The organism is Algoriphagus namhaensis (assembly GCF_042649705.1).
In the GTDB taxonomy this organism is placed as follows: domain Bacteria; phylum Bacteroidota; class Bacteroidia; order Cytophagales; family Cyclobacteriaceae; genus Algoriphagus; species Algoriphagus namhaensis.
In genome coordinates this window covers 1,682,572-1,705,554 of record NZ_JBHRZS010000007.1, presented here as the reverse complement: position 1 = coordinate 1,705,554, position 22,983 = coordinate 1,682,572, and the positions used below count along the sequence as shown (strand labels likewise).

Sequence of the window (22,983 nt, the reverse complement as noted above, 5' to 3'; positions counted from 1 at the left end):
GAGCAAATTTATGAATTTACTTCAGAGATTCAGCCCTCCAGTTTTTTCACTTTGATGGATGTGCCCTCTGTAGAAATTACCCGGATGGCTTCCCCTTTATCAATAAATTCTCCCCGCGAATAGGCATCATATATTTCTCCGTCAATTTCCACTCTTCCGCTCGGGCGAAGTCGGGAGTGAACCTTGCCGGTTCGGCCCAAAAGCGTTTCTTGATAAATGGTAGAGGTAAACCCCTCTGATTTGAGTTGGGTATTTGCCAAGGATATAGCTTTAAATGCCCCCCATTTATTAACCTTTGGCGTGAGCCAAAAAATCAAAGTCACCGCAAAAATTGCGGCAAGGATGACGGTGAGCAAAGCCGCAAACAAGTCTCCTGCTGGGACAAATTGGAAATCAAAATTTTGATTGGGAAGCATACCCAAAACCAGACTACTTAAAATCGCCAGAATACCCAAAATTCCAAAAATCCCAAATCCAGGTATGACAAAAAGCTCTATGGCTAAAAGGACCAAGCCAACAATGAACAGAATGATTTCCCAATTTTCTGCAAGACCATTGAGATAGTAAGGGATAAAATATAGGACCACGGCTACGATTGAGGCCACAAGGGGAAATCCAACACCAGGAGTTTGCAGCTCGAAATAAATCCCCCCTATGATAATTAGAATCAAAAAGCCACTCACAGCGGGATTTAGGAAGAAATTGATAATGTCTTCGACTTGGCTGGGCTCATAAGCTACCACCTCATCGGCGAGAAGATTTTGGCTGGCCAGAATGGCTTCAATGCTCTCGTATTCTCCATCGCAAAACCCGTATTTAATCGCTTCTGAAACAGAAAAAGTGATTACCGACCCTTCCTCAGAAACTCCTTCCACTACAATTTTCTCATCCACCATGGCTTCGGCAATTTTTGGATCTCTGCCTTTGGCTTCAGCCGTACTCCGCATCATGGACCGCATGTAGGATTGGTACTTGTCGGGCGCCGCAGCTCCATCTGCTCCATTCACCACCGTAGCCGCACCTATACTAGCTCCGGGCGCCATGTAAATACTGTCCGTTGCAATTGAAATTAGGGCACCAGCCGAAGCTGCGTCTTTATTTATAAAAACATAGATTGGGATCTGTGATTCGAGAATCATGGTACGGATGTCGTCGGCATCGGTCACTGCCCCTCCATAGGTGTCCATTTCTATAATGATGAGATCAGCCTCGATTTCTTCAGCTTTTTCTAAGGCGAGCTTAACCCGACGATTCATACCTGGATCAATGTCCTCATCTATTTTGAAGGTAAGAATGGTCTTTTGTGTATTGGGTTTTTCTTGGGCCGAAGCCAAAATGGCGAAACTGAGAACCAAGAAAAGAGAAACTAATAAACGAGATGTCATAGGTATAAAACTTATAAGCCTGTCAAAAGATACGAAATAGGCACAATTAATTTTTAAACAGGATGCATTTGCAAAGAATTCCTAAATCATGCGATTTGTAATTTATTTGAGGTTTTTAGCATAATTCTTGCGCATGTACTGAATCGAAATTAATCTTGTATTAATTGTCAATACGTCACACTATTACCTGTTCATATATGTTTTCAGAATTGAAGTCAATCTTTGTTCTATTCACTGCCCTTTTCTTTTTTACACATTCTTCATCTTTCGCCTCGACGGTATCGGTACCTGACTCAGTAGGTGTAGAAACCGTGAACGGGAAGTCTTTCATTATTCATGAAGTAGACCCCAAAGAGACACTTTTTGGTATTTCTAGGCGATACAATTCACCAGTTGGGGATATCATTAGCGCCAATCCTGTCTTAAAGGAAGGCCTAAAAATCGGACAAAGTATTAGAGTGCCTTTTATCCCGGTTGCTGCAATTCCGGAAGGAGCGAAGCTTCATAATGTAGGGCCTGGAGAAACTCTTTTTTCTATTTCTAAGAAATACGAGGTCAAAGTAGAAGATCTGAAAGAATGGAATGGCCTGATCGGAAACGACTTGAGCATTGGTCAAGGGCTAATCATCAAAAATGTGGCTCAACCCCAAGCAGTAGAACCTCAGCCTGTGATTGAGCCTATTCAAGAAATTGCTACAACTACAACTGTGACTAAAGCGACTCCTGTGGCAGAGAAAGCTGCTCCGAAGAAAGAAGTAAAGGTTACAGAGCCTAAAAAAGAGGAGGTAGAAAAGCAAGTGGAGAAATTGGAAGCAGCGGCTCAACCTGAACTTACTGGTAACGAAAAGCCTTTGGTGCCAGGTGAATGGATGTCACATACAGTAAAATCTGGAGAAACTCTTTTTTCCATAGCCAACACCTATGATGCCAGAGTGGAGGATTTAATTACTTGGAATGCCCTCAGTTCAAACAACGTCAAGGCCGGTCAAATCCTAAAAGTGGGTAGAGGTCCCATTGAGGAATCTACAGTTCCGGTTTATGGACAGCCCAAAGTGGTGAGTAGCATCGAAGAAGCTGATGCTGCCATGAGCGCTGAGGCCAGCTCAGGTGGATTTAAGAATATAAAAGAAACTGGAAAAGCCGAGCTTATTGAAGGTACTGGTTCGCATAAAAAGTATCTAGTCTTGCACCGTACTGCTCCGATAGGAACAATCATGCGAGTGAAGAATGAAGAAAATGATGTCACTATTTTTGCACGGGTAGTTGGGGCTTTGCCGGAGACGGGCGATAATTCCACCTTACTCATCAAACTATCTCAAGCGGCTTTTGATCAATTAAAAGCCGTGAATGGACGCTTTCCCGTTGAGATCATGTATTGATCCGGAATTTAGTCTTCAGCAATGCTCGGATTGCCTTTTCAGGACATTTCTCATGGATTAAATCTTTTGATAATCCTTTAATCAAGCGTACTTTTGCTAGTGCGAAGTACTCATGAATAAAATTCAACTCTTTTTTCACCACGTTTTCAGATTTATCTGGAATCTGATTTTCATCCTCTGCTATCCAGTATTGGCTACGTTTGGATTGCTTTTCGTGGGTTTGACCTATTTCTTTTCACTGCTATCCAAATTGCTCACCCGGCTGAGACCTGAAGGAAGAAGAGTCGTCCTCAAAGAGTCTGAGTGGGAAGCATTACCCTATTCCAATGATTTGTTGGAAGCAAAGCTGGAGAAGCAAATCATGTTTGGGCCTTCCGGTTTTCGATTTAGAAGAACAGACGGAGTGCCCTCGGTTTTATCAGATTATATTTTCGGAAAAAAAGTACGGGTAATGGAAGAAGGTTTTATTCTAGAAAAATGGAATACTACCGAATCAAAGGATTTACCAGATTTTGATATTTGCTTGTATGATCCAGATCAAGATTCCCTTCGCTCGCTTACGCAAATGAAGTGCTTCGATTGGCATGTTTCCGATCGAGTAGACAATGAATTGATGTTCAAATGGTTTGACGGAACCCAAGGTGGAGAAGTCAAAGTTGCCCTTTGATGACTGATTTACAAGATTTTTTGGATCAAAAGGTGGCTGAGTATAATCAGCCGGGTTTTATTGAACTGGATCCGATATCTATCCCTCACCGATACTCAAAAAAGCAGGACATTGAAATTGCAGGTTTCTTTGCTGCGGTTTTGGCCTGGGGCCAAAGAAAAACCATCATCAATAAATGCTTAGAGCTTTTTGAGAAAATGGATCATGCTCCGCATGAGTTTATGATTTCTCACCAGGAAAATGACTTAAAGGCATTCTTAAATTTTAAGCATCGCACATTTACTGCGACGGATACGCTTTATTTCATTGAATTTTTGAGTCAGTTTTATCAAAAATACGACACTCTCGAGGATGCTTTTTTGAGTGGGCAAGGATCGGATCAAGCCATTGAGAAAAGTCTTATTGGCTTTCATCGGACCTTTTTTGATTTACCTGATGCTCCTTCACGTACACGAAAGCACATCGCTACGCCCGAAAGAAAGTCGGCCTGTAAGAGATTGAATATGTTTTTGCGCTGGATGGTGCGACATGACGATAAGGGTGTGGATTTCGGGATTTGGAACAGATTGCAGCCCAAGGATCTCATTTGTCCCTGTGATCTTCATGTGGATCGAGTAGCGCGAAAGCTTGGTTTAATCACACGCAAACGAACGGACTGGCAAACAGCCCTTGAACTGACAGCCCGTCTCCGGGAATTTGACCCGAAAGATCCAGTCAAATATGACTTTGCGTTGTTTGGACTAGGAGTGGAGGAGAAGTTTTAGTGAAACTTCTTTACTTCCGGAGCAGCTGCTACTGATGCAAAACCTGAAGAAAGTCGCTGTGCATAGTCATCCAAAAGCTCACGTACTCTTCCATGATCTTTGGATCGTACGATCAATCCAGCATGATATTCCAAAGGAACTCTGAAGCAAACCTCGGGATCATTAAAGCCACTCAAGTCAGGGTTTTGGTGAGAAGAAAGCGTCAGAACAATTCCTCCATATTCCTTCCGTACCTTGGGAAGTTTGTACTTTTTCCCTTTGGCTAGCGCGTCTTCGATTTTAGCCCATTCACCCCAGAGATTGACGCCTGTGGCTGCAGCCACCATTTCTGCGAGATGTGCGCCACCTACCCGTGATGAGGTTTCCAGAAAATAGATTTCTCCATCTTCTCTATTTTTGATGAACTCAGTATGCGTTGCTCCGGATTTCATACCGAAAGCCTTCATCACTTGCTTATTGACTTTCTGAATAGCTTCATCATCATCTGAGCCATAGGGAACGCTTGCGCTTCTAAAAATCCCTCCCCCTTGAGAGATTTCCATCGGGGTAGAGAGATATTTGGATACAGCACAGAAGAGCGGCTTTCCCTCCAAAATCAAACCATCAGCATGGTAGACATCTCCGGGTTTGAATTGCTCCACCAGATAGTAAAGTCTATTTTCACCTAGTCCATGAATATGTTCCCAAAGTGAATTTTTGTCATGAACCTTGATAATTCCATGCGCTGAGGCTTCGGATCGAGGCTTCAGAACCCATGGAGCTGGGATATGGTCTGCAAACTGATTGATGTCTTCATCATTGAATAGAGGCGCAAAAGCAGGAACCTGAATTCCTTCATCTTGAGCTTTGATTCGCATCGCCAATTTATCTCTAAAGAATCTCCCAGTAGTTTGTCCCATTCCTGGGATTCGGAGATTTTCACGAAGGAAAGTGGCTTTTTCTACATCGTAATCATCCAAGGCTACAATGCTGTCGATTTTATTGGCTTTCATCAAGCCACCAACACCTTGAAGTAAGGTGTCCAAATCCCAATCAAGATCCTGGCCAGGCATGTAAAAAACCTCGTCAATGTGGTCATATGGCCAGGCTTGGTCCTTCAATTTTTCTGAAGTGATTAGAAATACTTTGTTGCCTTGTTTCTTCAGTTCAACGAGAAAGTCACCTCCTTTAAAGAAATTGGAGATGCAGAGGAAAGTGGAAAAATCAGTCGACATGGTTCAATTGGTTTTCGATGAAATTAAGTAATAATTGAACACCAAAAGCAGTGCCCGTTTTACTTTTTGAAAATTCACTATCTCCAAAAGCCACCCCTGCAATATCGAGGTGAGCCCAAGATGGATGCTCATGGGTAAATGCTTGGAGAAACTTAGCTGCCGTAATCGCTCCTGCGATAGGTTTGCCATGATAATTTTTGATATCTGCGATGTCGCTATCCATTTCCTTTCCGTACTCTTCCCACACAGGAAGAGGCCAAACTCGCTCTGAACAACCGCTCCCGGCAGTTTGTAAGTCCTGTGCTAATTGATCATTGTTGGAGAAAAGCGCACCGCATTCATAGCCAAAAGTACCAACACTAGAGCCGGTGAGAGTAGCCAGGTCGATCACATGATCTGGATTGTATTTTTTCACCAAGTAAGAAAGTCCATCTGCCAAAATCAATCTTCCTTCGGCATCCGTGTCGATCACTTCGATGCTTAACCCTGCATGGCTTGAAATCACCTCACTAGGCAAAAATGCCTCGGCGCTTACCGCATTTTCTACAGCGGGAACGATGGCCGTCAAGTGAATCGGAAGCTCAAGATCGGCAATCAATTGCATGGTGCCCAAAACGGCAGCTGCACCTCCCATATCGGATTTCATATGATGCATTCCCTGTGTTTTGATATTTAGACCTCCTGTATCAAAGGTGACTCCTTTGCCTACTAAACCGAGATGAAATTTTGGATTGGAAGGTCTGTGTTCCATAATGATAAATTGGGAAGCTTTGGAGCTTCCTTGACCCACAGCCAAAAAGGCCTCAAGACCTTCTTTTTTCGCCTGCTTTTCGTCGATAATTTGGGCTTTGAAGCCTAATTCTTTTGACTTCGAAAGCGCCCACTTCGCCAAATATTCGGGTGTTTTCACCGAAGGTGGCAAATCCACCAGTCTCATCGCTTCCTTCATTGCATCTGCAATTTTGCTAGCCTTAGAAATGATGGTCTCACTGACATTTACTTGTACAGATAGTTCTTCAAAGCTGTTTTTACGCTCTTTTTTGTAGAAATCAGCATGATAAGCTCCAAGTTTAAATCCAACTAGTGCCTGGGTGAGTTGGAATTCGCTCAGCTCTCCGATAAATTGGATAGCTGTAGCGTCTTCTATTTTTTTGCCATTCTTTGAAAGAATTCTTCGGAAGGAGTTTAGAATGGTTTTTGGACTGTTTCCATCTCCCAAACCCAACAGGGCGATTTGCTTTCCAGAACTCTCCAACCAATGGAGGCTATCCTTGCTGCCGTCAAAGGTTTTGTCCGATGGCAACTGGAAGTCTAACTTATTCTGAAGTGTTTCTAAATCCTTTTCCAAAACAGCAAACACCTGAACTGTGGCTGATGAAGTATTCGTTGAAATGAATTTCATATTTATGCTTCTTTATCACTGTAAAACAGCCATTCTATGGCCTTTGGAAATTCGTCACTCCAATACGTTTCGGAATGCTTTCCCTCTTCATTAATACTTAAATGCACTTTCATTTTGCCATGAAGGGCATCGCGTTTAAGTAGTTTTTTTTGAAGCTTGCTGACATGAGCGATCATGTCCTTACTTTCGTCACCTCCAGCATAGATATAAATGCGGGTATCCATAGGGTCAAATAGATCCAAAAAGCCTAGTTTGATTTTGGGAAGCACCCAGAGCGAAGGGGAGAAGATCATCAGTTTACCAAAAACTTCTGGGTACATGATTCCTGAAAAAATACTTACCAGACCGCCCATCGAACTTCCTCCGATCCCAGTAAACTCCCGCTCGGGTTTGGTTCGGTAAGTGGCATCCACAAATGGCTTCAGGGTATCAGTTATAAATCGGATGTACTGCTTGCCACTTCCAGATCCTAAAAGGGTTCTGCCCACATTGTATTCTTCCAATCGATCATCTTCACCATGTTCTACAGCAATGATGATGATTTTACCGATGCCATAGTCTGACATGACGGCTAGTTTCTTGTCAATCTGCCAATTCCCAAATTCAGCTTCCTCATTAAATAAATTTTGTGCGTCTTGGAGATACAATACCGGATATTGTTCATCGCTAGTATCGTAGTCATGGGGAAGAAGGGCCCAGATTCGTCGCTTTTTGTTGAGCTGAGGAATCTCAAATTCCTCTGACATGAGATGGATCTGAGGAAGCTGACTAGGGCGATAGGGGAGCCAGTTTTTTCTCCACTTGGCTACTTTCTCTTTTCGAGTCGTTTTTTCGTCATGCCATATCCGATTCGGTGTTCGATTTCCATATCGATCAATCTCAACCTCTGACCAGTCTCCTTTTGTGAATTTATAGATCAATTCTCCTTGAAACTTGGTCTCCGCAGGGAAGGTGAACTCGTAATTTCCCTTGGAAATCTTTTTCATGCGAAACTGATGATCCTGAGTCGTCCAATTATTGAAATTCCCGGCGATGTACACCGGGCGATGGTCATCATCTGGAGTAGACAGTTGGATTGTCTTGGTTTTAAGATCTTTAAGTGTGTCTGGATGGGATTTGGTAGTCATCTTCAATTGTGGCGTTTCCGCTGTGGTTTCAAAAATACATTTTGTTGTCAAATGGTTCTAGGAAACCACACAATATCATACTTTTTGATTGGGGCGAAATCGAATCTCTTCAGGGTAGGGGAATGCATGAATCAATTCTCCATTTGATATTTTGGATTGTAGCCTTTGCCAAAATTCAGGGAGAAAAAGTTTTTCATGATAGGCTAAAAAATGAGGTTTCAGATCATCACGTCCTATCATCCATCTTTTGAAATCTTCTGGAAATACATCGTTTCTAGCAATTGAATACCAAGGCTCTGGTGCATAGATTTGCTCGTAGGTTTCTGCCTTTGGTTTTTCTCTAAAATTCATATCCACCAAAAACTCAATTTCATCATAGTCATAGAAGACTACTCGTTTTTGACGAGTCAGACCAAAGTTTTTGACGAGCATGTCCCCGGGGAAAATATTGGCCTGTGCCAGTTGGATTATGGCCCGGCCATAGTCTTCAGCTACCTCTAATCCCTCCTCTTTACTACAATCTTCTAGATATACATTCAGTGGGATCATTTTCCGCTCGGTGTATAGATGTTTGATTATCAATTGATCTCCTCTGATTTCTAGAAGTGAATTGATGGTGTTTTTAAGCTCCAAAAGTAACTCTGGACTCACTCTATTTTTGGGAATAGCAAAATCCTCAAACTCATGTGTGTCGGCCATTCTACCGACTCGATCATGGAGAGAAACCAAGCGATATTTTGCTCGAACCTCATTTCGGGTCATGTTTTTGGGAGGCTCGAAATGGTCCTTGATACATTTGAAAACAAGATTTAAAGACGGAAGGGTGAACACCGTCATCACCATTCCTTTTACCCCGGGAGCGATCGTAAACTGGTCCTCACTTTTCTCCAAATGGGAGAGAAAATCTCGATACAGAAGAGTTTTGCCGTGCTTGTTAAAACCTATGGCATTGTATAATTCATGTACTTTTTTGTGTGGAATCACCTCATGAAGGAAACTCACCACTTGGGAAGGTATCTCTGCTTCCACCATAAAGTAAGACCGGGTAAAGCTGAAAAGATGACTCATTATGTTCGGATCGAAGATGAGAGTGTCTACGAAAATTCCTTCAGGCCCATTCATGATGGGAATAATAAAAGGCATCCATTTATGACCTAAATAGGTTCTACCGATCAAGTAAGCCGCTTTATTTCGATAAAAAACGGACTTTAAAAGTTGAGTTTTAGTGGTGGGTGCCACATGGTATCTCGAGAGGATAACTTCCTTTATACTATGGATCAAAAAGCTAATATCTGCTTCCTTATCCATAAATGGAACGCCAAAATCATAATCATCCAGAATAGTCCGAATGATCCTGTCCAGTCCCATGGATGAAGGATAGGTATTCAAAAGATCGCTACTGTCTTCTACAAGCTGAGGGAGGCGAGTTTCTCGTACATACATGAGTTCCTCATCCATTGAAAGCCCAGGGAATACTTTTCGGATGACTGAATTGAAAAAAGTCTCAGCAAGCTCCACATCCTGTCTTTCTTTGATCAAAGCCGAATAGGAGGTCTGAACAGCCTTCCAAATCTCTCGATTGGATTTTTGCTCACTCAAAGCTTCATTTATTTCAGTACAAAGGGGTTTGAGAATATCCTTGTAAACGCGCAATCGATCCTTGTGATTTTGCTGTGTCTGAGTCCAATTTCTGGATTTGAAATAACTGGGAGCCAGCCTACTGTGTACTCCAAACTTAGAAATGTATTGGTCAAAACCATCGAAGATTTGTCTCGCTAGTTGAGAATGCTGACTCGGATTGATCATGATACTGGAAAAACTGAAATTTTTTAAAAGGTAAGACTAAAAAAAAATATTTCAGGATTTCCTTCCATTCGATTGAAAATGAGACCAATAAAATGAGAAATATCATGGAAAATAAAATTTTGAAAATCTTTCGCAATCGATTGTTTGGACTATATGAAAACAATTTCTACTTTTCGGCTGTATTCAATATTGAATATCTACAATAGGTTTAATAGGTTTGAGAGCTAGAAAAGGCCGGAGTGTTACTCTGGCCTTTTTTGATTTTACGCTACACCGTATTATTTTCATTTTCCAATTCCCTTTTGATGATCAATCGACGACTTTTTGTATTTCTGGTTCTGGGTCTAGCCCTTTTTTCCTGTAGTGGTGATCAGGAATCGAATGAGTCAGCTGCCTCATTGTCAGATGGCGAAATCAATAATTCAGTTCTCAAAGCACAAATCCAAAATGGACTAGCGGCATATCCAGCTTGGCTGGCTCAATGGAGACCATCCATTGCGGTAAGCCCTGAAGGTTTTGAGCTGATGCGAACGGATAGCATCCAAGATCTGACGATGCCTGAACGCAATCCGATTTTGGAAGATGACCCACTTTATCCCTATCAATTTGCCCATCCAGAAGGGAATGGCCGAATAGACCTTTACTCTTCCAAGGTCGAGGCAAGAAAGAATTCTAAGGAGGCATTTTTTAATCCAGACTCTAAAGTGGTTTGGTATAGAGAGGATGGAATGAAAGAAACGCTACTGTTTATGGGGCCATCGGGTATGCTCGAAGAAGGACGCTGGATTAGCAGTGGGGAATTTTTGGTTTTGGGCTCTCTGCAGGAAGAAAATGGCTACAGGCCCATGGTTTGGTTGATTAATCTTGATGAGGATCGACTCTATCAATATGCTTATAATCAACTTTCCACAGATTATGATCCTACAAATTACCTAGCCGAAAAACTGAGGGGGTTAGATTTGAAATGAATTTCACTGAATTAATTCAAAAGTTAGAAAAAGGCTTTTCAAAACCATTGCCAGGGAAAAATGCGCATTTGACCATGGCACCAAACCCCATTGACCCAAAACGCTTTGACCCTGAAGTCCCTTCAAATCATAGAAAAGGTGCTGTTTTGATTCTTTTTTATCCGGATTCCCAAGAAGTCTGTTTTCCATTGATCAAAAGGCCGAGTTACGAAGGAGTACATAGTGGTCAGATCGCTTTTCCAGGGGGGAAGTATGAATTGGAAGACGCAAATCTTGAGCAAACAGCTCTTCGGGAGGCACAAGAAGAGGTAGGGGTGGATCCAAGTCGAGTGGAGATTTTAGGAGAGATGACGAGTTTATTTATCCCACCAAGTAATTTCCTTGTCAGCCCATTTATTGGGATAACGTCACAGAAACCGGAATTCGTCAGAGAGGAAAAAGAGGTGGACCGGATTCTCCTGCCCACCGTTAAAGAGCTACTATCTCCAAGTATCAGAAAGGAGAAGAAGTTTAATTTCGCGCGTAATTTGGTCCTTGATACTCCTTACTTTGAAATCGACGGTGAAGTAGTTTGGGGTGCTACAGCCATGATGTTGAGTGAACTTCTACATTTGATCGACGAAGGTTAAACTCGATTTTTTGGTGATTTTCACCATTTGTGATTAACCTTGCAACTCACCCACTGAATATGGAAGCGAACGAACCTTTAATTACCAATGACGCAGTAGTCTTCGGAATTCTGATGTTAATTTTGGCTACCATTTTTGCAACCTCGGCCAGCAAATCGAGATTTTGGACCAAATTTTATTCTGTGGTCCCTGTCGTTTTGCTGGCTTACTTTTTACCTGCAGTATTGAATTCCTTTGGTATCATTTCAGGAGAAAGCTCTGGTCTTTACAAAGTGGCCAGCCGATATTTGCTTCCTGCTTCACTTGTGCTATTTACCCTAAGCATAGATTTTAAAGGAATTCTCCGTCTCGGACCGAAAGCATTAACCATGTTTTTGGCAGGAACCCTCGGGATTATGCTTGGAGGGCCTTTAGCGCTATTGACTGTCGGAACTATTCAGCCGGAATTACTTGGCGGAAGTGGTCCGGAGGAAGTTTGGCGGGGTCTCGCAACCATAGCTGGCTCTTGGATCGGCGGAGGAGCTAATCAAACAGCCATGCTAGAGGTATTTGGTGCAAGCACGGAGTTGTTTGGTCAAATGATCGCAGTAGATGTGCTAGTCGCGAATTTGTGGCTTGCCTTCCTGTTATTTTGGGCCGCTAAGCCGGATAAGATAGATAAGATATTCAAAGCAGATAGTACTGCTATATATGAATTAAGAGATAAAATCGCTGATTTCAGGGCAGGAATCATGAAGATTCCAACGCTTTCAGACACCATGATTATCCTAGGGGTCGGATTTGGAATGACTGGGGCGGCGCACTTGATCGCGGATTGGCTAGCACCTTTCATCGGGGAAAATTATCCTTCACTTAGCCAATACTCCTTGGATTCCAGCTTCTTTTGGATCGTGGTAATCGCCACCACTGCTGGGCTCGCTTTGTCATTTACCAAAGCTAGAAATCTTGAGGGTGCAGGGGCCTCCCGAATGGGTACAGTACTTCTTTATGTTCTGGTGACCAGTATTGGTATGCAAATGGATCTCGGGGCAGTATTGGATAATCCAATCTTATTCTTGATAGGCATCTTGTGGATGTTCTTCCACATTCTCATTATGCTGATTGTGGCCTATTTAATCAAAGCTCCGTTTTTCTATGTTGCCGTGGGCTCTCAGGCCAATGTGGGTGGAGCGGCTTCAGCACCGATCGTAGCTTCTGCCTTTGATCCCTCGCTAGCCTCGGTTGGAGTTCTTCTTGCCGTATTAGGTTATGCCGCAGGAACGTACGGAGCCTACATTTGTGGGTTGATGATGCAGTATGTTTCCACTACGTGATGAAGCATCCACGAAAACTTGTTTTTATCTGTACCGGGTCTGATTGTAAAAAGTCAGGGTGTAAACAGCTGACTAAGGTTTTGAAGGAAGAACTCTGCTCGGCGCCATTTAAAGGGCAGTTTAAGTTTGTCAAAACCAAATGCTTGGATATGTGCAAATCTGCCCCTGTCACAATTATTGGAGATCATTTTTTTAAAAAAGCTACAGTAGAAAAAATGAAAGAATATATAAAAAAGCCCTAAACGGGCTTTTCATTAATTTTTTGTAATACGAACAGCTGTACCGGCCACGGTGACCATCAGCATACCGTCACGAATGGTTTCATAATCTAGATCAATGCCGATTACAGCCGTTGCGCCAAAGGCTTTGGCTTGCATTTCCATTTCTGCCATGGCAGTGGCCTTCGCTTCCCGCAATACGCGTTCGTAAGCTCCAGATCTACCCCCAACGATGTCCGTTATACTTGCAAAAAAATCCTTGAAGACATTGGCTCCGATAATTGTCTCACCAGAGACAATGCCGAGATATTCTGTTACCGTATACCCTTCGAGGTTGTTTGTTGTTGAAATAATCATTCTTTTTTGGTTTAGTTAAACGATTTTACTTGCATAATACTAATATTTGAAAAGAGATTTTCAAGAGGGAATATAGACTTTTGGATTTTATTTTTAATGGAAAACTTTAGTAAGTTTACCTAACGATCCAAAAGCATCGCTGCTAGGTACTTTGTAATTATAAAGCTGAGGATTTAAAACGGTAAATTAGTTTCACCTTTCGATGGAGCAGTTTCATAGATTTGACATTTCTGATTTTTTTGATCAATACAAGGCTCCACTATTCTTGATGGATAAAGAGGAAATCATCTATGTGAATAAATTTTACAAAGAAAACTTCAAAGACTTGCCAGATAATTGGAGAGACTTTTTCTCTAGCAAGGAGGCTCGATATAAGCTCGAGGAATTTTTTAAATCTGGACAAGAAATTGATTCTAAAATTTACCAAAATATAATCACCAAGGATGGCTTGTCCTTAAGCTATAATTGGGATTTTACAAATCTTCCATCGGACTACCAGAGCCGGTTTTTGGTGGTAAAAGGTGAAAAAAAGGAAATCATTCCTGAAAAACCTGCCCTTTTCTTGAGCGATCCGTCGGAGTACTCTAAGGAAGAGATTCAATACCTCCGTACAATTCTGAATAATACACATGACTTGATAGCCATTTTGGATTCGGCTGGTAATTACAAGTTTATAAGCGCCTCAGTAGGCGAAAAATTGGGCTTCAGTGTGAATTCAATTGTCGGTAGAAATTTTAGAGATTTCCTTTCTATGGGAGTTCTAGAAATAGTCAAAGGGGACTATCGCTCTGTTCTGGAGAATAAGCAAGAAGTCAATATCGATTTCTGGATTCAGGGAATGAACGGGAAACGAATTTATATTGAGAGTTTCGCCAAAAATCTCCTAGATGATCCTTACATCCGAGGTATTCTGTTTAGCGCCAGAGATATTACGGATTTCATTGAAACTAAGGAAGATCTGAGGAGATCAGAAGAAAAGTATAGAACCCTGGTAGAAGAGTCAACAGAAATTATATTCTCCCTTTCCGATACTTTTGAGCTCACCTATGTTTCGCCGAACGTAACTCAGTTTCTTGGCTATTCATCTGACGAGGTGACTGGACATAGCATTTTTGAGTATCTTGATCCGGAAGATCTTGGGGCCTTTCAAGGAATGCTTAGCGAGGAAGAAAATTTCCTAGAAAAAAATCAAATCCTAGAATTTCGACTTAAGCACAAGGACGGTAGTTTTCGTGTATTCAATTCCAATGGCAAGGTGATTAAAAACAAAGAGAATTCGAAGGGATACTACACAGGAATTGCCAGAGATATCTCAAAATTGAAAGAAGCACAGCAAGCTTTGCTTAAGGAAAAAGAGCGGGCTGAGCAGGCTTCACTGATCAAGTCACAGTTCCTTTCCATAATGAGTCATGAAATCCGAACTCCTCTAAACGCGGTAGTCGGAATGTCTCACTTTTTAATGCAGGAGAATCCTCGCCCAGACCAGCTCGAAAATTTGAAAACTTTGCAGTTTTCTGCGGAAAACTTAACAGGTTTGATCAATGATATCTTAGACTATTCTAAAATCGAATCGGGTAAAATAGAGCTTGAGCTTGTTCCTTTCGATCTGCGAATGTTGATCTCAAGATTGGTTCATTCTTATTCATTCCAGGCGAGTGAAAAAAATCTCAAGCTCAGTTGCCAGATCGACGATTCCATTCCAGACTCCTTAATAGGAGACCCCATTCGTATAGGTCAAATTGTAAATAATTTGATTTCAAATGCGATTAAGTTTACCGAAAAGGGGGAGGTCTCAATGCATTTAACTAATCTAGATCAGACCGAGGATGAAATGCGAATCCGGTTTGTTTGTTCAGATACTGGAATTGGGATTCCTTCGGAAAAAATGGATTCGATTTTTGAGGAATTTACGCAGGCTTCCTCCGATACTACGCGTAAATATGGTGGTACTGGACTTGGATTGACGATTGTGAAGAGATTGGTTCAGCTTCATGGATCCGATATAGAAGTGCAAATGAAGCCTGAGGGAGGAACAGATTTTGCATTTGAGCTTACTTTTAAAATTCCATCTAAAAAAACAAAACCTATGTCCGATGCCGGTCGATCAGCACCCAAATCTCTAGAAGATGCATCCATTTTGGTAGCAGAGGATAATATGGTGAATCAGATCCTGATTCAGAAATTTTTAACTTCCTGGAATACCGGCAAATTGGTGCTGGTATCAGATGGACAAGAAGCCATGGATGAGTTTGAAAAAGCTGATTTTGATGTGGTTCTCTTGGATTTGCAGATGCCTCGTGTAGATGGCTTTGAGGTGGCTGAGTACATTCGAAGTCATTCAGATGCTCACAAAAGTCAAACACCTATTCTAGTTCTTACAGCATCTTCCATCCACGAGATTAGAGAAAAGATGAATGAAGTTGGGATCAATGACTTCGTCCCCAAACCTTTCACTCCTGAGGGCCTTTACGATAAATTGTTGGGTCAATTGAATAAGAAGGGATAAAAGAGCTTTTTTAGCATAAATTTTGCCTTTTCATCCCAAGCTTATCTCGACCAGCCTGATCAATGAGGATTAATTTTAGCCGTGTATTCGTATTTTTTTGCTTTTGGGTAGGAGTGTCTACTTCTGCATGGGCTCAAAAATTCTACGAAAAGAGGAGTACTCTGTACGTGCTAGGAGGTACTTCTACGGCCAAACTCAATCAATTTGATCAGCTACTCTCAGATCGGGGAATCTCTGGACTTCCCAACCGGTATCAAACCTTTGGGTTGGGAGCACAGACACGTTTGAATGACTTGGTTATTGGTTTTGAATTGTATCAAAACCATGGAGGAAGAGGGCAACTGGACGACTATAGAATCGACTACCGTACCTCCAGAGCTTTGATCAATGTTGGATATTCCTTTACCGAAGAATCGAAATTTCAGTTGATCCATTATATGTCTTTAGGAGTGGGCTACCTGAATTTTCAGATGCTCCCCTCAGAGCAGCCGGATCAATTGAATGCCTTTCTCCAAGATCCAGCCGAAGGCTTTATACTTAGGGAAAATGATATCCAAAAAGGGAGCGGGAAATACGGGAATTTTTTAACTGAAATAGGATTTCATCTCACATATGATTTCCCTATTCCTGGTCGAAAAGAATCAGTTTCTTTGATTGGGAAGTTCGGTTATTCCTTCAGTCCATTTGAGGGGAAGTGGGACCTAAATGGAGTTTCTTTTGAAAACACGCAAGCTGGTGCTTTTCTTCGTCTAGGAGCAGGAATCACCATTCCTGACCGTAATTTTTTCTATAAGGACGCGAGTATCACCTTTTACCTGCTTAATAGTTTTCATTTCTCGAAGCCTGATAAATTTAACCGACAATTGGTGGAAGCCGGTCTCAATCCATTGGAAGGAAGGCCCTCGAATCTAGGTGTCAAAATTCTCGGTCAGACTGAGAAGTTGCTTTATGGATTGGAGGTATACAATCTAGCCATGGATGGAGCAGCAAGTGATTTTCAATCTCATAGTTTAAACAGTCTGAGAGTCTATGCAGATGCTGGAATGAAAGTTTTTCAGGTAAAAAACTTTGCATTTGGGGCTTTGGCGGGCCTAGGCTATGGCAATATTCGCTACACCATTACCCAAAATTCCAAACCTGATTTTCCTGAGTTGCTGGAGCAAAGAGATTTTGATGGCTATTTGAGAAGTGGTGGATTACTCGGTAAGCCAGAGGTGTTTTTAGAGTATGGGCTACCTGTTCAAGACGGTAAGCTGTTCGATTTGGTCTTTAGCACCTCATTGGGATATGAATTGCCCTTGGCAAATTTCAAACTTGCCGAGCTCGGAATGGCTGGCTTTATGGCCGCACCCTACTGGAATATAAGTGTCGGAATCCGCCCATAATTTGATGGCTAAATTCTTAATTGCGAGTTAGGTGGTTTTTTATCGATTTGGTATTACCTTTGGTGAGCTTATCGAGAAAGACCGAGGGAAGGGCCCTTTGACGTCTTAGCAACCTGTAAACAAGGTGCTAACTCCCATTCCGGATGAATCCGGAAACAGATGAGCGGAGAAGTAGATTTACTTTTTTCCGTGGTTTTGCTCGATTAAGCTTTTATAGACTATGCAAAACAGAACGGACTTACTTCTAGCACAATTAGCCAAAAGAATTCTTATCCTCGATGGTGCCATGGGTACCATGATTCAGCGATATACGCTGACAGAAGAGGATTTTCGAACTCCCGCATTGGCAAATCATCACAAGCCTCTCAAGGGTAACAATGATCTATTGTCCCTTTCCAGACCTGAAATCATCAAGCAAATTCATCAAGAATATCTGGATGCTGGTGCTGATATTATTGAGACGAATACCTTCAGTGGGACATCCATTGCTCAGGCGGACTATGATTTGTCTGACTTAGCTTATCAAATCAATTTCCAATCTGCTTTGCTCGCTAAGGAAGTGGCACTCGCAGTATCCTCCCAAACTCCGAAACGACCTCGATTTGTAGCTGGAGCTTTGGGACCCACCAACCGAACGGCGTCAATTTCACCGGATGTCAATGACCCTGGGTTTAGAGCGGTGACTTTCGATCAACTAGCAGATGCCTACAAGGAGCAGACTAGAGGTCTCTTGGATGGGGGAGTGGATATACTTTTGGTGGAGACCATTTTTGATACCCTTAATGCTAAAGCAGCGCTATTTGCAATTCAGGAGGTTTTTGAAGAAAGAAATATCCCCTTGGATCCCAAAGAAGGAGGGATTCCAATAATGATTTCAGGTACCATTACGGATGCTTCGGGTAGAACTCTTTCCGGGCAAACCACAGAAGCTTTTTTGATTTCCGTAAGCCATGTACCACTCCTTTCCGTAGGACTCAACTGCGCTCTCGGTGCAAAGGAGCTACGACCCTATCTTAAAGTGCTAGCTCAAAAAGCTCCCTTCTATGTGAGTGCCTATCCAAATGCCGGACTTCCCAATGAATTTGGGGCCTATGATCAAGATGCCAAGGAAATGGCAGATCAAGTGCATGAATTTTTAAAAGATGGTTTGCTGAATATTCTCGGGGGCTGCTGCGGGACTACTCCTGATCATATTTCAGCTCTAGCCAAAATGGCCGAAAGCTATGCCCCACGGAGCCTTGAATCTCAAGAAAATATTTTAGCCGATTGAATGTGATGGAGACTAGAAACCTATTAAAGCTATCTGGCTTAGAACCTTTGGTGTTCACACCCGAACTGAATTTTGTGAATATCGGTGAGCGAACTAATGTAACTGGTTCGAAGCGATTTGCACGGTTGATTCTTTCAGGAAATTATGACGAGGCACTGGAAGTGGCCTTGGACCAAGTGCGAGGGGGAGCGCAGATTCTTGACGTCTGTATGGACGAAGGAATGCTCGATGGGGAAGCCGCTATGACTCAATTTTTAAATTTGATTGCTTCTGAGCCTGAAATTTCTCGAATCCCGATTATGATTGATAGTTCGAAATGGTCTATCATTTTGGCGGGACTTAAATGTGTGCAGGGCAAAGGAATCGTGAATTCAATCTCGCTCAAAAATGGTGAGGAAGAATTTCTTCAGCAGGCCAAAACCATCAAGAAATTTGGAGCTGCAGTTGTGGTGATGGCCTTTGATGAGGACGGACAGGCGGATACCTACGAGAGACGAATCGAAATCTGTAAACGCAGCTATGACCTTTTGGTGCGGAAGGCCAGGTTTAATCCTGACGATATAATTTTTGATCCTAATATTTTCCCTGTGGCCACAGGAATGGAGGAGCACAGAAAGAATGCGGTGGATTTTTTCGAAGCGACCAAATGGATCAAAGCCAATCTTCCTGGTGCAAAAGTAAGTGGAGGTGTGAGTAATGTAAGTTTCTCTTTCCGGGGAAATAATCCTGTCCGAGAAGCCATGCATGCCTCTTTCCTTTATCATGCCATCAAGCATGGGATGGATATGGGAATTGTGAACCCTACGATGTTGGAGGTATATGATGACATTCCCAAGGACCTTTTGGAGCGAGTGGAAGATGTGCTTTTCGACCGAAGGGAGGATGCTACAGAGCGGCTTTTGGACTTTGCTGAGACTGTAAAATCTACAGGTAAAAAAGAAATTGCAAACGAGGCTTGGCGATCTGACCCAGTGGCAAAACGAATCGAACATGCGCTTGTCAAAGGGATTTTGGATTACATCATAGAGGATACCGAGGCGGCAAGACTAGAATTAGTCAATCCGCTTAAAGTGATCGAAGGCCCGCTGATGGATGGGATGAATGTAGTGGGAGACCTATTTGGTGAAGGGAAAATGTTCCTCCCTCAAGTGGTGAAGTCTGCCCGAGTGATGAAGAAAGCGGTGGCCTATTTAGAGCCATTTATGCCTTTGCCGGAAGAAGGGCAAGAGGAAAGCTCTTTGAAAAAAATTCTGATGGCTACCGTAAAAGGTGATGTGCATGACATTGGGAAAAATATCGTAGGCGTGGTATTGGCCTGCAATAGCTACCAAATCATCGATTTAGGGGTTATGGTAGATGCCCAAAGGATCATCGACGAAGCGATAAAAAACAAAGTTGATATCATCGGATTGAGCGGTCTAATCACGCCTTCCCTCGATGAGATGGTCAATGTAGCATCCGAAATGGAACGTCAAGGCTTGAAAATCCCATTATTGATAGGAGGAGCCACCACATCCAGAATTCATACGGCGGTAAAAATCGATCCGGTGTATTCAGGAACCGTGGTTCATGTGACTGATGCGAGTAAATCCGTCCCTATTGCCGGTGAAGCCATTAGCCCTGAAACTAAAGACGCATACCACAAGCAAATTAAAGAAACTTATGCTGAGCTTCGAGTAGCTCATGAAGCCAAGCAATCAGTCAAACAGCTAATTTCCTACGACGAGGCCAAGGAGAACCCTGTCGAGATAGACTGGGAAAATTACGCTCCAGTCAAGCCCAAAGCACTTGGAAAAACGGTTCTTGAAGAGCTGGATATGCAAGTTTTGCGAAAGTATATCGACTGGACCCCGTTTTTCAGCACTTGGATGCTGAGTGGGAAGTATCCAAAAATCTTGGAAGATCCTGTAGTTGGTTCTGAAGCCAAGAAGCTTTTTGCCGATGCCAATCAAATGCTCGATCAGCTTATTTCTGAGCGCTGGCTTTCTGCCAAAGCTGTTTTTGGGCTTTTCCCGATAGAGAGACTTGATGACAGTATCCGAATTCTGCCTTCAGAAGCCACTGGAGATAAAAACGGTGAATTCCACTTTTTGCGACAGCAAGGTAAAAAAGGAAGAGGAGTGCCTAATCGATCATTGGCAGACTACCTTCATCCAAATCAAACAGATTATCTGGGTTGCTTTGCCGTAACTGCAGGACTTGGAATGGAGCCAAAGCTGGAGGAGTTTCAGAAAAATGGAGATGACTATAATGATATTCTCTTAAAAGCCTTAGCAGATAGATTGGCGGAGGCAGCCGCTGAATATGTTCACGAGCTTGTCCGAAAAGAGTATTGGGGCTATGCAACGGATGAGTCTTTAGAAAATGACGATCTAATCCGTGAGAATTATACAGGTATTCGCCCAGCTCCCGGATACCCGGCCTGTCCCGAGCACTCCGAAAAAGAGGAGATTTTCCGACTTCTCGATGCGGAAGGAATTGGCATGAAGTTGACCTCAAGCTATGCGATGTACCCTACATCTTCGGTCTCTGGCTTTTATTTTGGGCATCCCGAATCCGCTTATTTTGGGCTTGGAAAGATCGCTCAAGATCAGGTTAAAGACTATGCAGACCGAAAGAAAATAAGTTTGGAGGCAGCAGAAAAGCTTCTTTCCCCAAATTTGGCCTATTCCCCTCAATCCATCTCCACAGAATCAATTGTATGAAAATTACCGAGCATTTAGCAAAAGCAGATAAAACGCTTTTTTCTTTTGAAATCCTACCTCCGCTCAAGGGACAAAGTCTTAAAGAGTTATTGCAGGGGATTGAGCCACTGATGGATTTTAAGCCTCCTTTTGTGGATGTGACCTATCATAGGGAAGAGTATATCTATAAAAAGCATCCAAATGGCCTACTAGAGCGAATCAGTACAAAGAAGCGCCCAGGAACAGTGGGTATTTGCGCAGCGATTATGAATCGCTTTCATATCGACGCGGTACCGCACTTGCTCTGTGGAGGCTTTACCAAAGAAGAAACCGAAAATGCCCTGATCGACTTGAATTTTATCGGGGTGGAAAACGTCCTAGCGCTACGTGGTGATGCGCCCAAGACGGAAGGCAAATTTGTACCGGAGGAGAATGGGCACAGCTATGCTTCCGAACTGGTCCAGCAAATCGTACGGATGAACAAAGGCAAATACCTACATGAGGAGACGGAGCCTGCTTTCCAAACAGATTTTTGTGTGGGTGTAGCAGGCTATCCGGAGAAACATTTTGAGGCACCATCCATGAAATTTGACTTGAAATATCTCAAGGAAAAAGTGGACAATGGCGCAGAGTATATCGTGACTCAGATGTTTTTTGATAATGCCAAGTACTTTAAGTTTGTGGAGGATGTAAGAGCTGCTGGGATTGATGTTCCGATTATTCCCGGGATCAAACCCATTTCTACACTTGGTCAGATCACCATGCTTCCGAGAACTTTTTTCCTAGACTTACCCGATGCCTTAATGGATGAGTTGGAAAAATGCAAGAGTAATGCAGATGTGCGCGAAGTAGGAATCGAATGGGCTGTGTCTCAGTGCAAGGAGCTGGTAAAGGCAGGAGCACCCAGCTTACATTTCTATACCATGAGTAAAGCGCAAGCGACCTATCAGATCGCAAAGGAGGTATTTTAATTTCATTAGGATCTATTAGTGTTGTTTGGATTGACCTTCCTTCCCAATTTTTCCCTCCTTTTCTCATTTCTCCATATCTTCGGGCTATGATCAAACTTATTGAATGTCCCAGGGATGCGATGCAGGGTATTCCCAACTTTATTGATACAGCCATAAAGGCTGCTTATATTAATCAGCTGTTGGAAATAGGTTTTGATACGATTGATTTTGGGAGTTTCGTCAGTCCTAAGGCTATTCCGCAGATGCGGGATACAGCAGAGGTTTTAGAGCTTTTGGACCTTCATCAGTCGAGGTCAAAGCTTTTGGCCATTGTGGCCAATACACGGGGAGCAAATGACGCCTTGCTTTTTCCACAGATTGATTATTTGGGTTTTCCGCTTTCGATTTCTGAGACTTTTCAGCAGAGAAATACAAACGCTTCTATCGCCCAAGCTTTAGAAACTGTGGAAGAAATCCAAAATCTCTGCGAGGTTAAAGGGAAAACGTTGGTAACGTATCTCAGCATGGGCTTCGGTAATCCATACGGGGACCCTTATTCTCCTGAATTGGTGGCCGAATTTGTACAAAAACTGGATCAGCTAGGCGTCAAGATTATTTCACTTTCAGATACCATTGGCTCAGCTAGTCCTGAACTGATCACCCAACTTTTTGAAATTCAAATACCGGCTTTCCCACATATTGAATTTGGTGCCCATCTGCATAGTCGCAAGGAAGATATTGCAGCCAAAGTGAAAGCTGGGATAGGAGCGGGCTGTAGCCGTTTTGATGGGGCCTTGAATGGTTTTGGCGGGTGTCCAATGGCCAAGGATGAATTGGTTGGAAATATGGCAACGGAGCGAATGATCGAAACTCTGGAAGGGCTCGGACATGACTTGGGTTTGAACAAGGCAGAGCTAAATGAAGCCATGAAGCTTACTAGCTTCGTGTTTAATCAGTAG

At 42.7% G+C, this 22,983-nt stretch carries 19 protein-coding genes and 1 riboswitch; of the genes, 13 read left to right on the top strand and 6 right to left on the bottom strand.

Translation table 11 applies throughout. The features are described from left to right. Positions 1–29: 29 nt before the first annotated feature. Positions 30–1,385, bottom strand: coding sequence for an NfeD family protein (locus ACFOSV_RS15830; protein WP_377907014.1), 1,356 nt, complete (start codon positions 1,383–1,385; stop codon positions 30–32). A gap of 209 nt (positions 1,386–1,594) precedes the next feature. Here ACFOSV_RS15830 and ACFOSV_RS15825 point away from each other — a divergent pair, with 209 nt between their 5' ends. From ACFOSV_RS15825 to ACFOSV_RS15815, 3 genes are all read left to right on the top strand, one after another. Continuing rightward, on the top strand, positions 1,595–2,764 hold the full coding sequence (locus ACFOSV_RS15825) for a LysM peptidoglycan-binding domain-containing protein (protein ID WP_377907013.1): 1,170 nt from the start codon (positions 1,595–1,597) through the stop codon (positions 2,762–2,764). 112 nt (positions 2,765–2,876) lie between these two features. After that, the gene (locus ACFOSV_RS15820; RefSeq protein WP_377907012.1) at positions 2,877–3,431 is read left to right on the top strand and encodes a hypothetical protein; all 555 of its coding nucleotides are present in this window, start codon (positions 2,877–2,879) and stop codon (positions 3,429–3,431) included. Continuing rightward, on the top strand, positions 3,431–4,195 hold the full coding sequence (locus tag ACFOSV_RS15815) for a TIGR02757 family protein (protein ID WP_377907011.1): 765 nt from the start codon (positions 3,431–3,433) through the stop codon (positions 4,193–4,195). Before ACFOSV_RS15820 ends, ACFOSV_RS15815 begins: the two co-directional genes overlap by 1 nt. Here ACFOSV_RS15815 and ACFOSV_RS15810 read toward each other — a convergent pair. The 4 genes from ACFOSV_RS15810 to aceK all read right to left on the bottom strand — a co-directional run bounded on the left by ACFOSV_RS15810 (position 4,192) and on the right by aceK (position 9,744). Beyond that, positions 4,192–5,409, bottom strand: coding sequence for an ATP-grasp domain-containing protein (locus tag ACFOSV_RS15810; RefSeq protein ID WP_377907010.1), 1,218 nt, complete (start codon positions 5,407–5,409; stop codon positions 4,192–4,194). The two genes, ACFOSV_RS15815 and ACFOSV_RS15810, sit on opposite strands and share 4 nt — an antisense overlap. Continuing rightward, a complete protein-coding gene (locus tag ACFOSV_RS15805; RefSeq protein WP_377907008.1) occupies positions 5,399–6,811 on the bottom strand; it encodes a leucyl aminopeptidase family protein in 1,413 nt (470 codons plus the stop codon). Before ACFOSV_RS15805 ends, ACFOSV_RS15810 begins: the two co-directional genes overlap by 11 nt. Before the next feature lie 2 nt (positions 6,812–6,813). Then, positions 6,814–7,938 carry an alpha/beta hydrolase gene (locus tag ACFOSV_RS15800; RefSeq protein ID WP_377907007.1) on the bottom strand — a complete coding sequence of 375 codons (1,125 nt, stop codon included), beginning with the start codon at positions 7,936–7,938 and terminating at the stop codon, positions 6,814–6,816. Positions 7,939–8,013: 75 nt separating this feature from the next. Further along, entirely contained in the window at positions 8,014–9,744 is a 1,731-nt protein-coding gene (gene aceK / locus ACFOSV_RS15795; protein WP_377907006.1) for a bifunctional isocitrate dehydrogenase kinase/phosphatase, read from the bottom strand. A gap of 305 nt (positions 9,745–10,049) precedes the next feature. Here aceK and ACFOSV_RS15790 point away from each other — a divergent pair, with 305 nt between their 5' ends. Genes ACFOSV_RS15790 through ACFOSV_RS15775 form a run of 4 tightly spaced genes read left to right on the top strand, consistent with a single transcriptional unit; the run spans position 10,050 to position 12,896 of the window. Then, complete coding sequence (locus ACFOSV_RS15790) at positions 10,050–10,712, top strand: hypothetical protein (protein ID WP_377907005.1); 663 nt, start codon at positions 10,050–10,052, stop codon at positions 10,710–10,712. Continuing rightward, complete coding sequence (locus tag ACFOSV_RS15785) at positions 10,709–11,341, top strand: NUDIX hydrolase (RefSeq protein ID WP_377907004.1); 633 nt, start codon at positions 10,709–10,711, stop codon at positions 11,339–11,341. The genes ACFOSV_RS15790 and ACFOSV_RS15785 overlap by 4 nt, the downstream gene beginning before the upstream one ends. 59 nt (positions 11,342–11,400) lie before the next feature. Then, entirely contained in the window at positions 11,401–12,654 is a 1,254-nt protein-coding gene (locus tag ACFOSV_RS15780) for a DUF819 family protein (RefSeq protein WP_377907003.1), read from the top strand. Then, positions 12,654–12,896, top strand: a complete 243-nt coding sequence (locus ACFOSV_RS15775; RefSeq protein WP_377907002.1) for a (2Fe-2S) ferredoxin domain-containing protein — start codon at positions 12,654–12,656, stop codon at positions 12,894–12,896. The genes ACFOSV_RS15780 and ACFOSV_RS15775 overlap by 1 nt, the downstream gene beginning before the upstream one ends. Positions 12,897–12,908: 12 nt before the next feature. On the opposite strand, the gene ACFOSV_RS15770 is transcribed toward ACFOSV_RS15775, so the two are convergent. Further along, complete coding sequence (locus tag ACFOSV_RS15770; protein ID WP_377907001.1) at positions 12,909–13,229, bottom strand: YbjQ family protein; 321 nt, start codon at positions 13,227–13,229, stop codon at positions 12,909–12,911. A 202-nt stretch (positions 13,230–13,431) separates the two neighbouring features. On the opposite strand from ACFOSV_RS15770, the gene ACFOSV_RS15765 reads away from it, so the two are divergent. The 6 genes from ACFOSV_RS15765 to ACFOSV_RS15740 all read left to right on the top strand — a co-directional run bounded on the left by ACFOSV_RS15765 (position 13,432) and on the right by ACFOSV_RS15740 (position 22,983). Next, complete coding sequence (locus ACFOSV_RS15765; RefSeq protein ID WP_377907000.1) at positions 13,432–15,735, top strand: PAS domain S-box protein; 2,304 nt, start codon at positions 13,432–13,434, stop codon at positions 15,733–15,735. A gap of 62 nt (positions 15,736–15,797) precedes the next feature. Further along, the gene (locus tag ACFOSV_RS15760; protein ID WP_377906999.1) at positions 15,798–17,120 is read left to right on the top strand and encodes a hypothetical protein; all 1,323 of its coding nucleotides are present in this window, start codon (positions 15,798–15,800) and stop codon (positions 17,118–17,120) included. Between the two features lie 65 nt (positions 17,121–17,185). Then, a riboswitch (SAM riboswitch) is annotated at positions 17,186–17,286 on the top strand. A 54-nt stretch (positions 17,287–17,340) separates the two neighbouring features. Next, entirely contained in the window at positions 17,341–18,390 is a 1,050-nt protein-coding gene (locus ACFOSV_RS15755) for a homocysteine S-methyltransferase family protein (protein ID WP_377906998.1), read from the top strand. A 5-nt stretch (positions 18,391–18,395) separates the two neighbouring features. Then, on the top strand, positions 18,396–21,095 hold the full coding sequence (gene metH / locus ACFOSV_RS15750) for a methionine synthase (RefSeq protein WP_377906997.1): 2,700 nt from the start codon (positions 18,396–18,398) through the stop codon (positions 21,093–21,095). Next, the gene (gene metF, locus ACFOSV_RS15745; RefSeq protein ID WP_377906996.1) at positions 21,092–22,045 is read left to right on the top strand and encodes a methylenetetrahydrofolate reductase [NAD(P)H]; all 954 of its coding nucleotides are present in this window, start codon (positions 21,092–21,094) and stop codon (positions 22,043–22,045) included. The genes metH and metF overlap by 4 nt, the downstream gene beginning before the upstream one ends. A gap of 86 nt (positions 22,046–22,131) precedes the next feature. Then, positions 22,132–22,983 carry a hydroxymethylglutaryl-CoA lyase gene (locus ACFOSV_RS15740; RefSeq protein WP_377906995.1) on the top strand — a complete coding sequence of 284 codons (852 nt, stop codon included), beginning with the start codon at positions 22,132–22,134 and terminating at the stop codon, positions 22,981–22,983.

Bases quoted from the DNA above. Each gene is read 5' to 3' on its own strand.
- ACFOSV_RS15830 (WP_377907014.1), bottom strand. From the start codon at position 1,385: ATGACATCTCGTTTATTAGTTTCTCTTTTCTTGGTTCTCAGTTTCGCC.
- ACFOSV_RS15820 (WP_377907012.1), top strand. From the start codon at position 2,877: ATGAATAAAATTCAACTCTTTTTTCACCACGTTTTCAGATTTATCTGG.
- ACFOSV_RS15815 (WP_377907011.1), top strand. From the start codon at position 3,431: ATGACTGATTTACAAGATTTTTTGGATCAAAAGGTGGCTGAGTATAAT.
- ACFOSV_RS15810 (WP_377907010.1), bottom strand. From the start codon at position 5,409: ATGTCGACTGATTTTTCCACTTTCCTCTGCATCTCCAATTTCTTTAAA.
- ACFOSV_RS15805 (WP_377907008.1), bottom strand. From the start codon at position 6,811: ATGAAATTCATTTCAACGAATACTTCATCAGCCACAGTTCAGGTGTTT.
- ACFOSV_RS15800 (WP_377907007.1), bottom strand. From the start codon at position 7,938: ATGACTACCAAATCCCATCCAGACACACTTAAAGATCTTAAAACCAAG.
- aceK (WP_377907006.1), bottom strand. From the start codon at position 9,744: ATGATCAATCCGAGTCAGCATTCTCAACTAGCGAGACAAATCTTCGAT.
- ACFOSV_RS15790 (WP_377907005.1), top strand. From the start codon at position 10,050: ATGATCAATCGACGACTTTTTGTATTTCTGGTTCTGGGTCTAGCCCTT.
- ACFOSV_RS15785 (WP_377907004.1), top strand. From the start codon at position 10,709: ATGAATTTCACTGAATTAATTCAAAAGTTAGAAAAAGGCTTTTCAAAA.
- ACFOSV_RS15780 (WP_377907003.1), top strand. From the start codon at position 11,401: ATGGAAGCGAACGAACCTTTAATTACCAATGACGCAGTAGTCTTCGGA.
- ACFOSV_RS15775 (WP_377907002.1), top strand. From the start codon at position 12,654: ATGAAGCATCCACGAAAACTTGTTTTTATCTGTACCGGGTCTGATTGT.
- ACFOSV_RS15770 (WP_377907001.1), bottom strand. From the start codon at position 13,229: ATGATTATTTCAACAACAAACAACCTCGAAGGGTATACGGTAACAGAA.
- ACFOSV_RS15765 (WP_377907000.1), top strand. From the start codon at position 13,432: ATGGAGCAGTTTCATAGATTTGACATTTCTGATTTTTTTGATCAATAC.
- ACFOSV_RS15760 (WP_377906999.1), top strand. From the start codon at position 15,798: ATGAGGATTAATTTTAGCCGTGTATTCGTATTTTTTTGCTTTTGGGTA.
- ACFOSV_RS15755 (WP_377906998.1), top strand. From the start codon at position 17,341: ATGCAAAACAGAACGGACTTACTTCTAGCACAATTAGCCAAAAGAATT.
- metH (WP_377906997.1), top strand. From the start codon at position 18,396: ATGGAGACTAGAAACCTATTAAAGCTATCTGGCTTAGAACCTTTGGTG.
- metF (WP_377906996.1), top strand. From the start codon at position 21,092: ATGAAAATTACCGAGCATTTAGCAAAAGCAGATAAAACGCTTTTTTCT.
- ACFOSV_RS15740 (WP_377906995.1), top strand. From the start codon at position 22,132: ATGATCAAACTTATTGAATGTCCCAGGGATGCGATGCAGGGTATTCCC.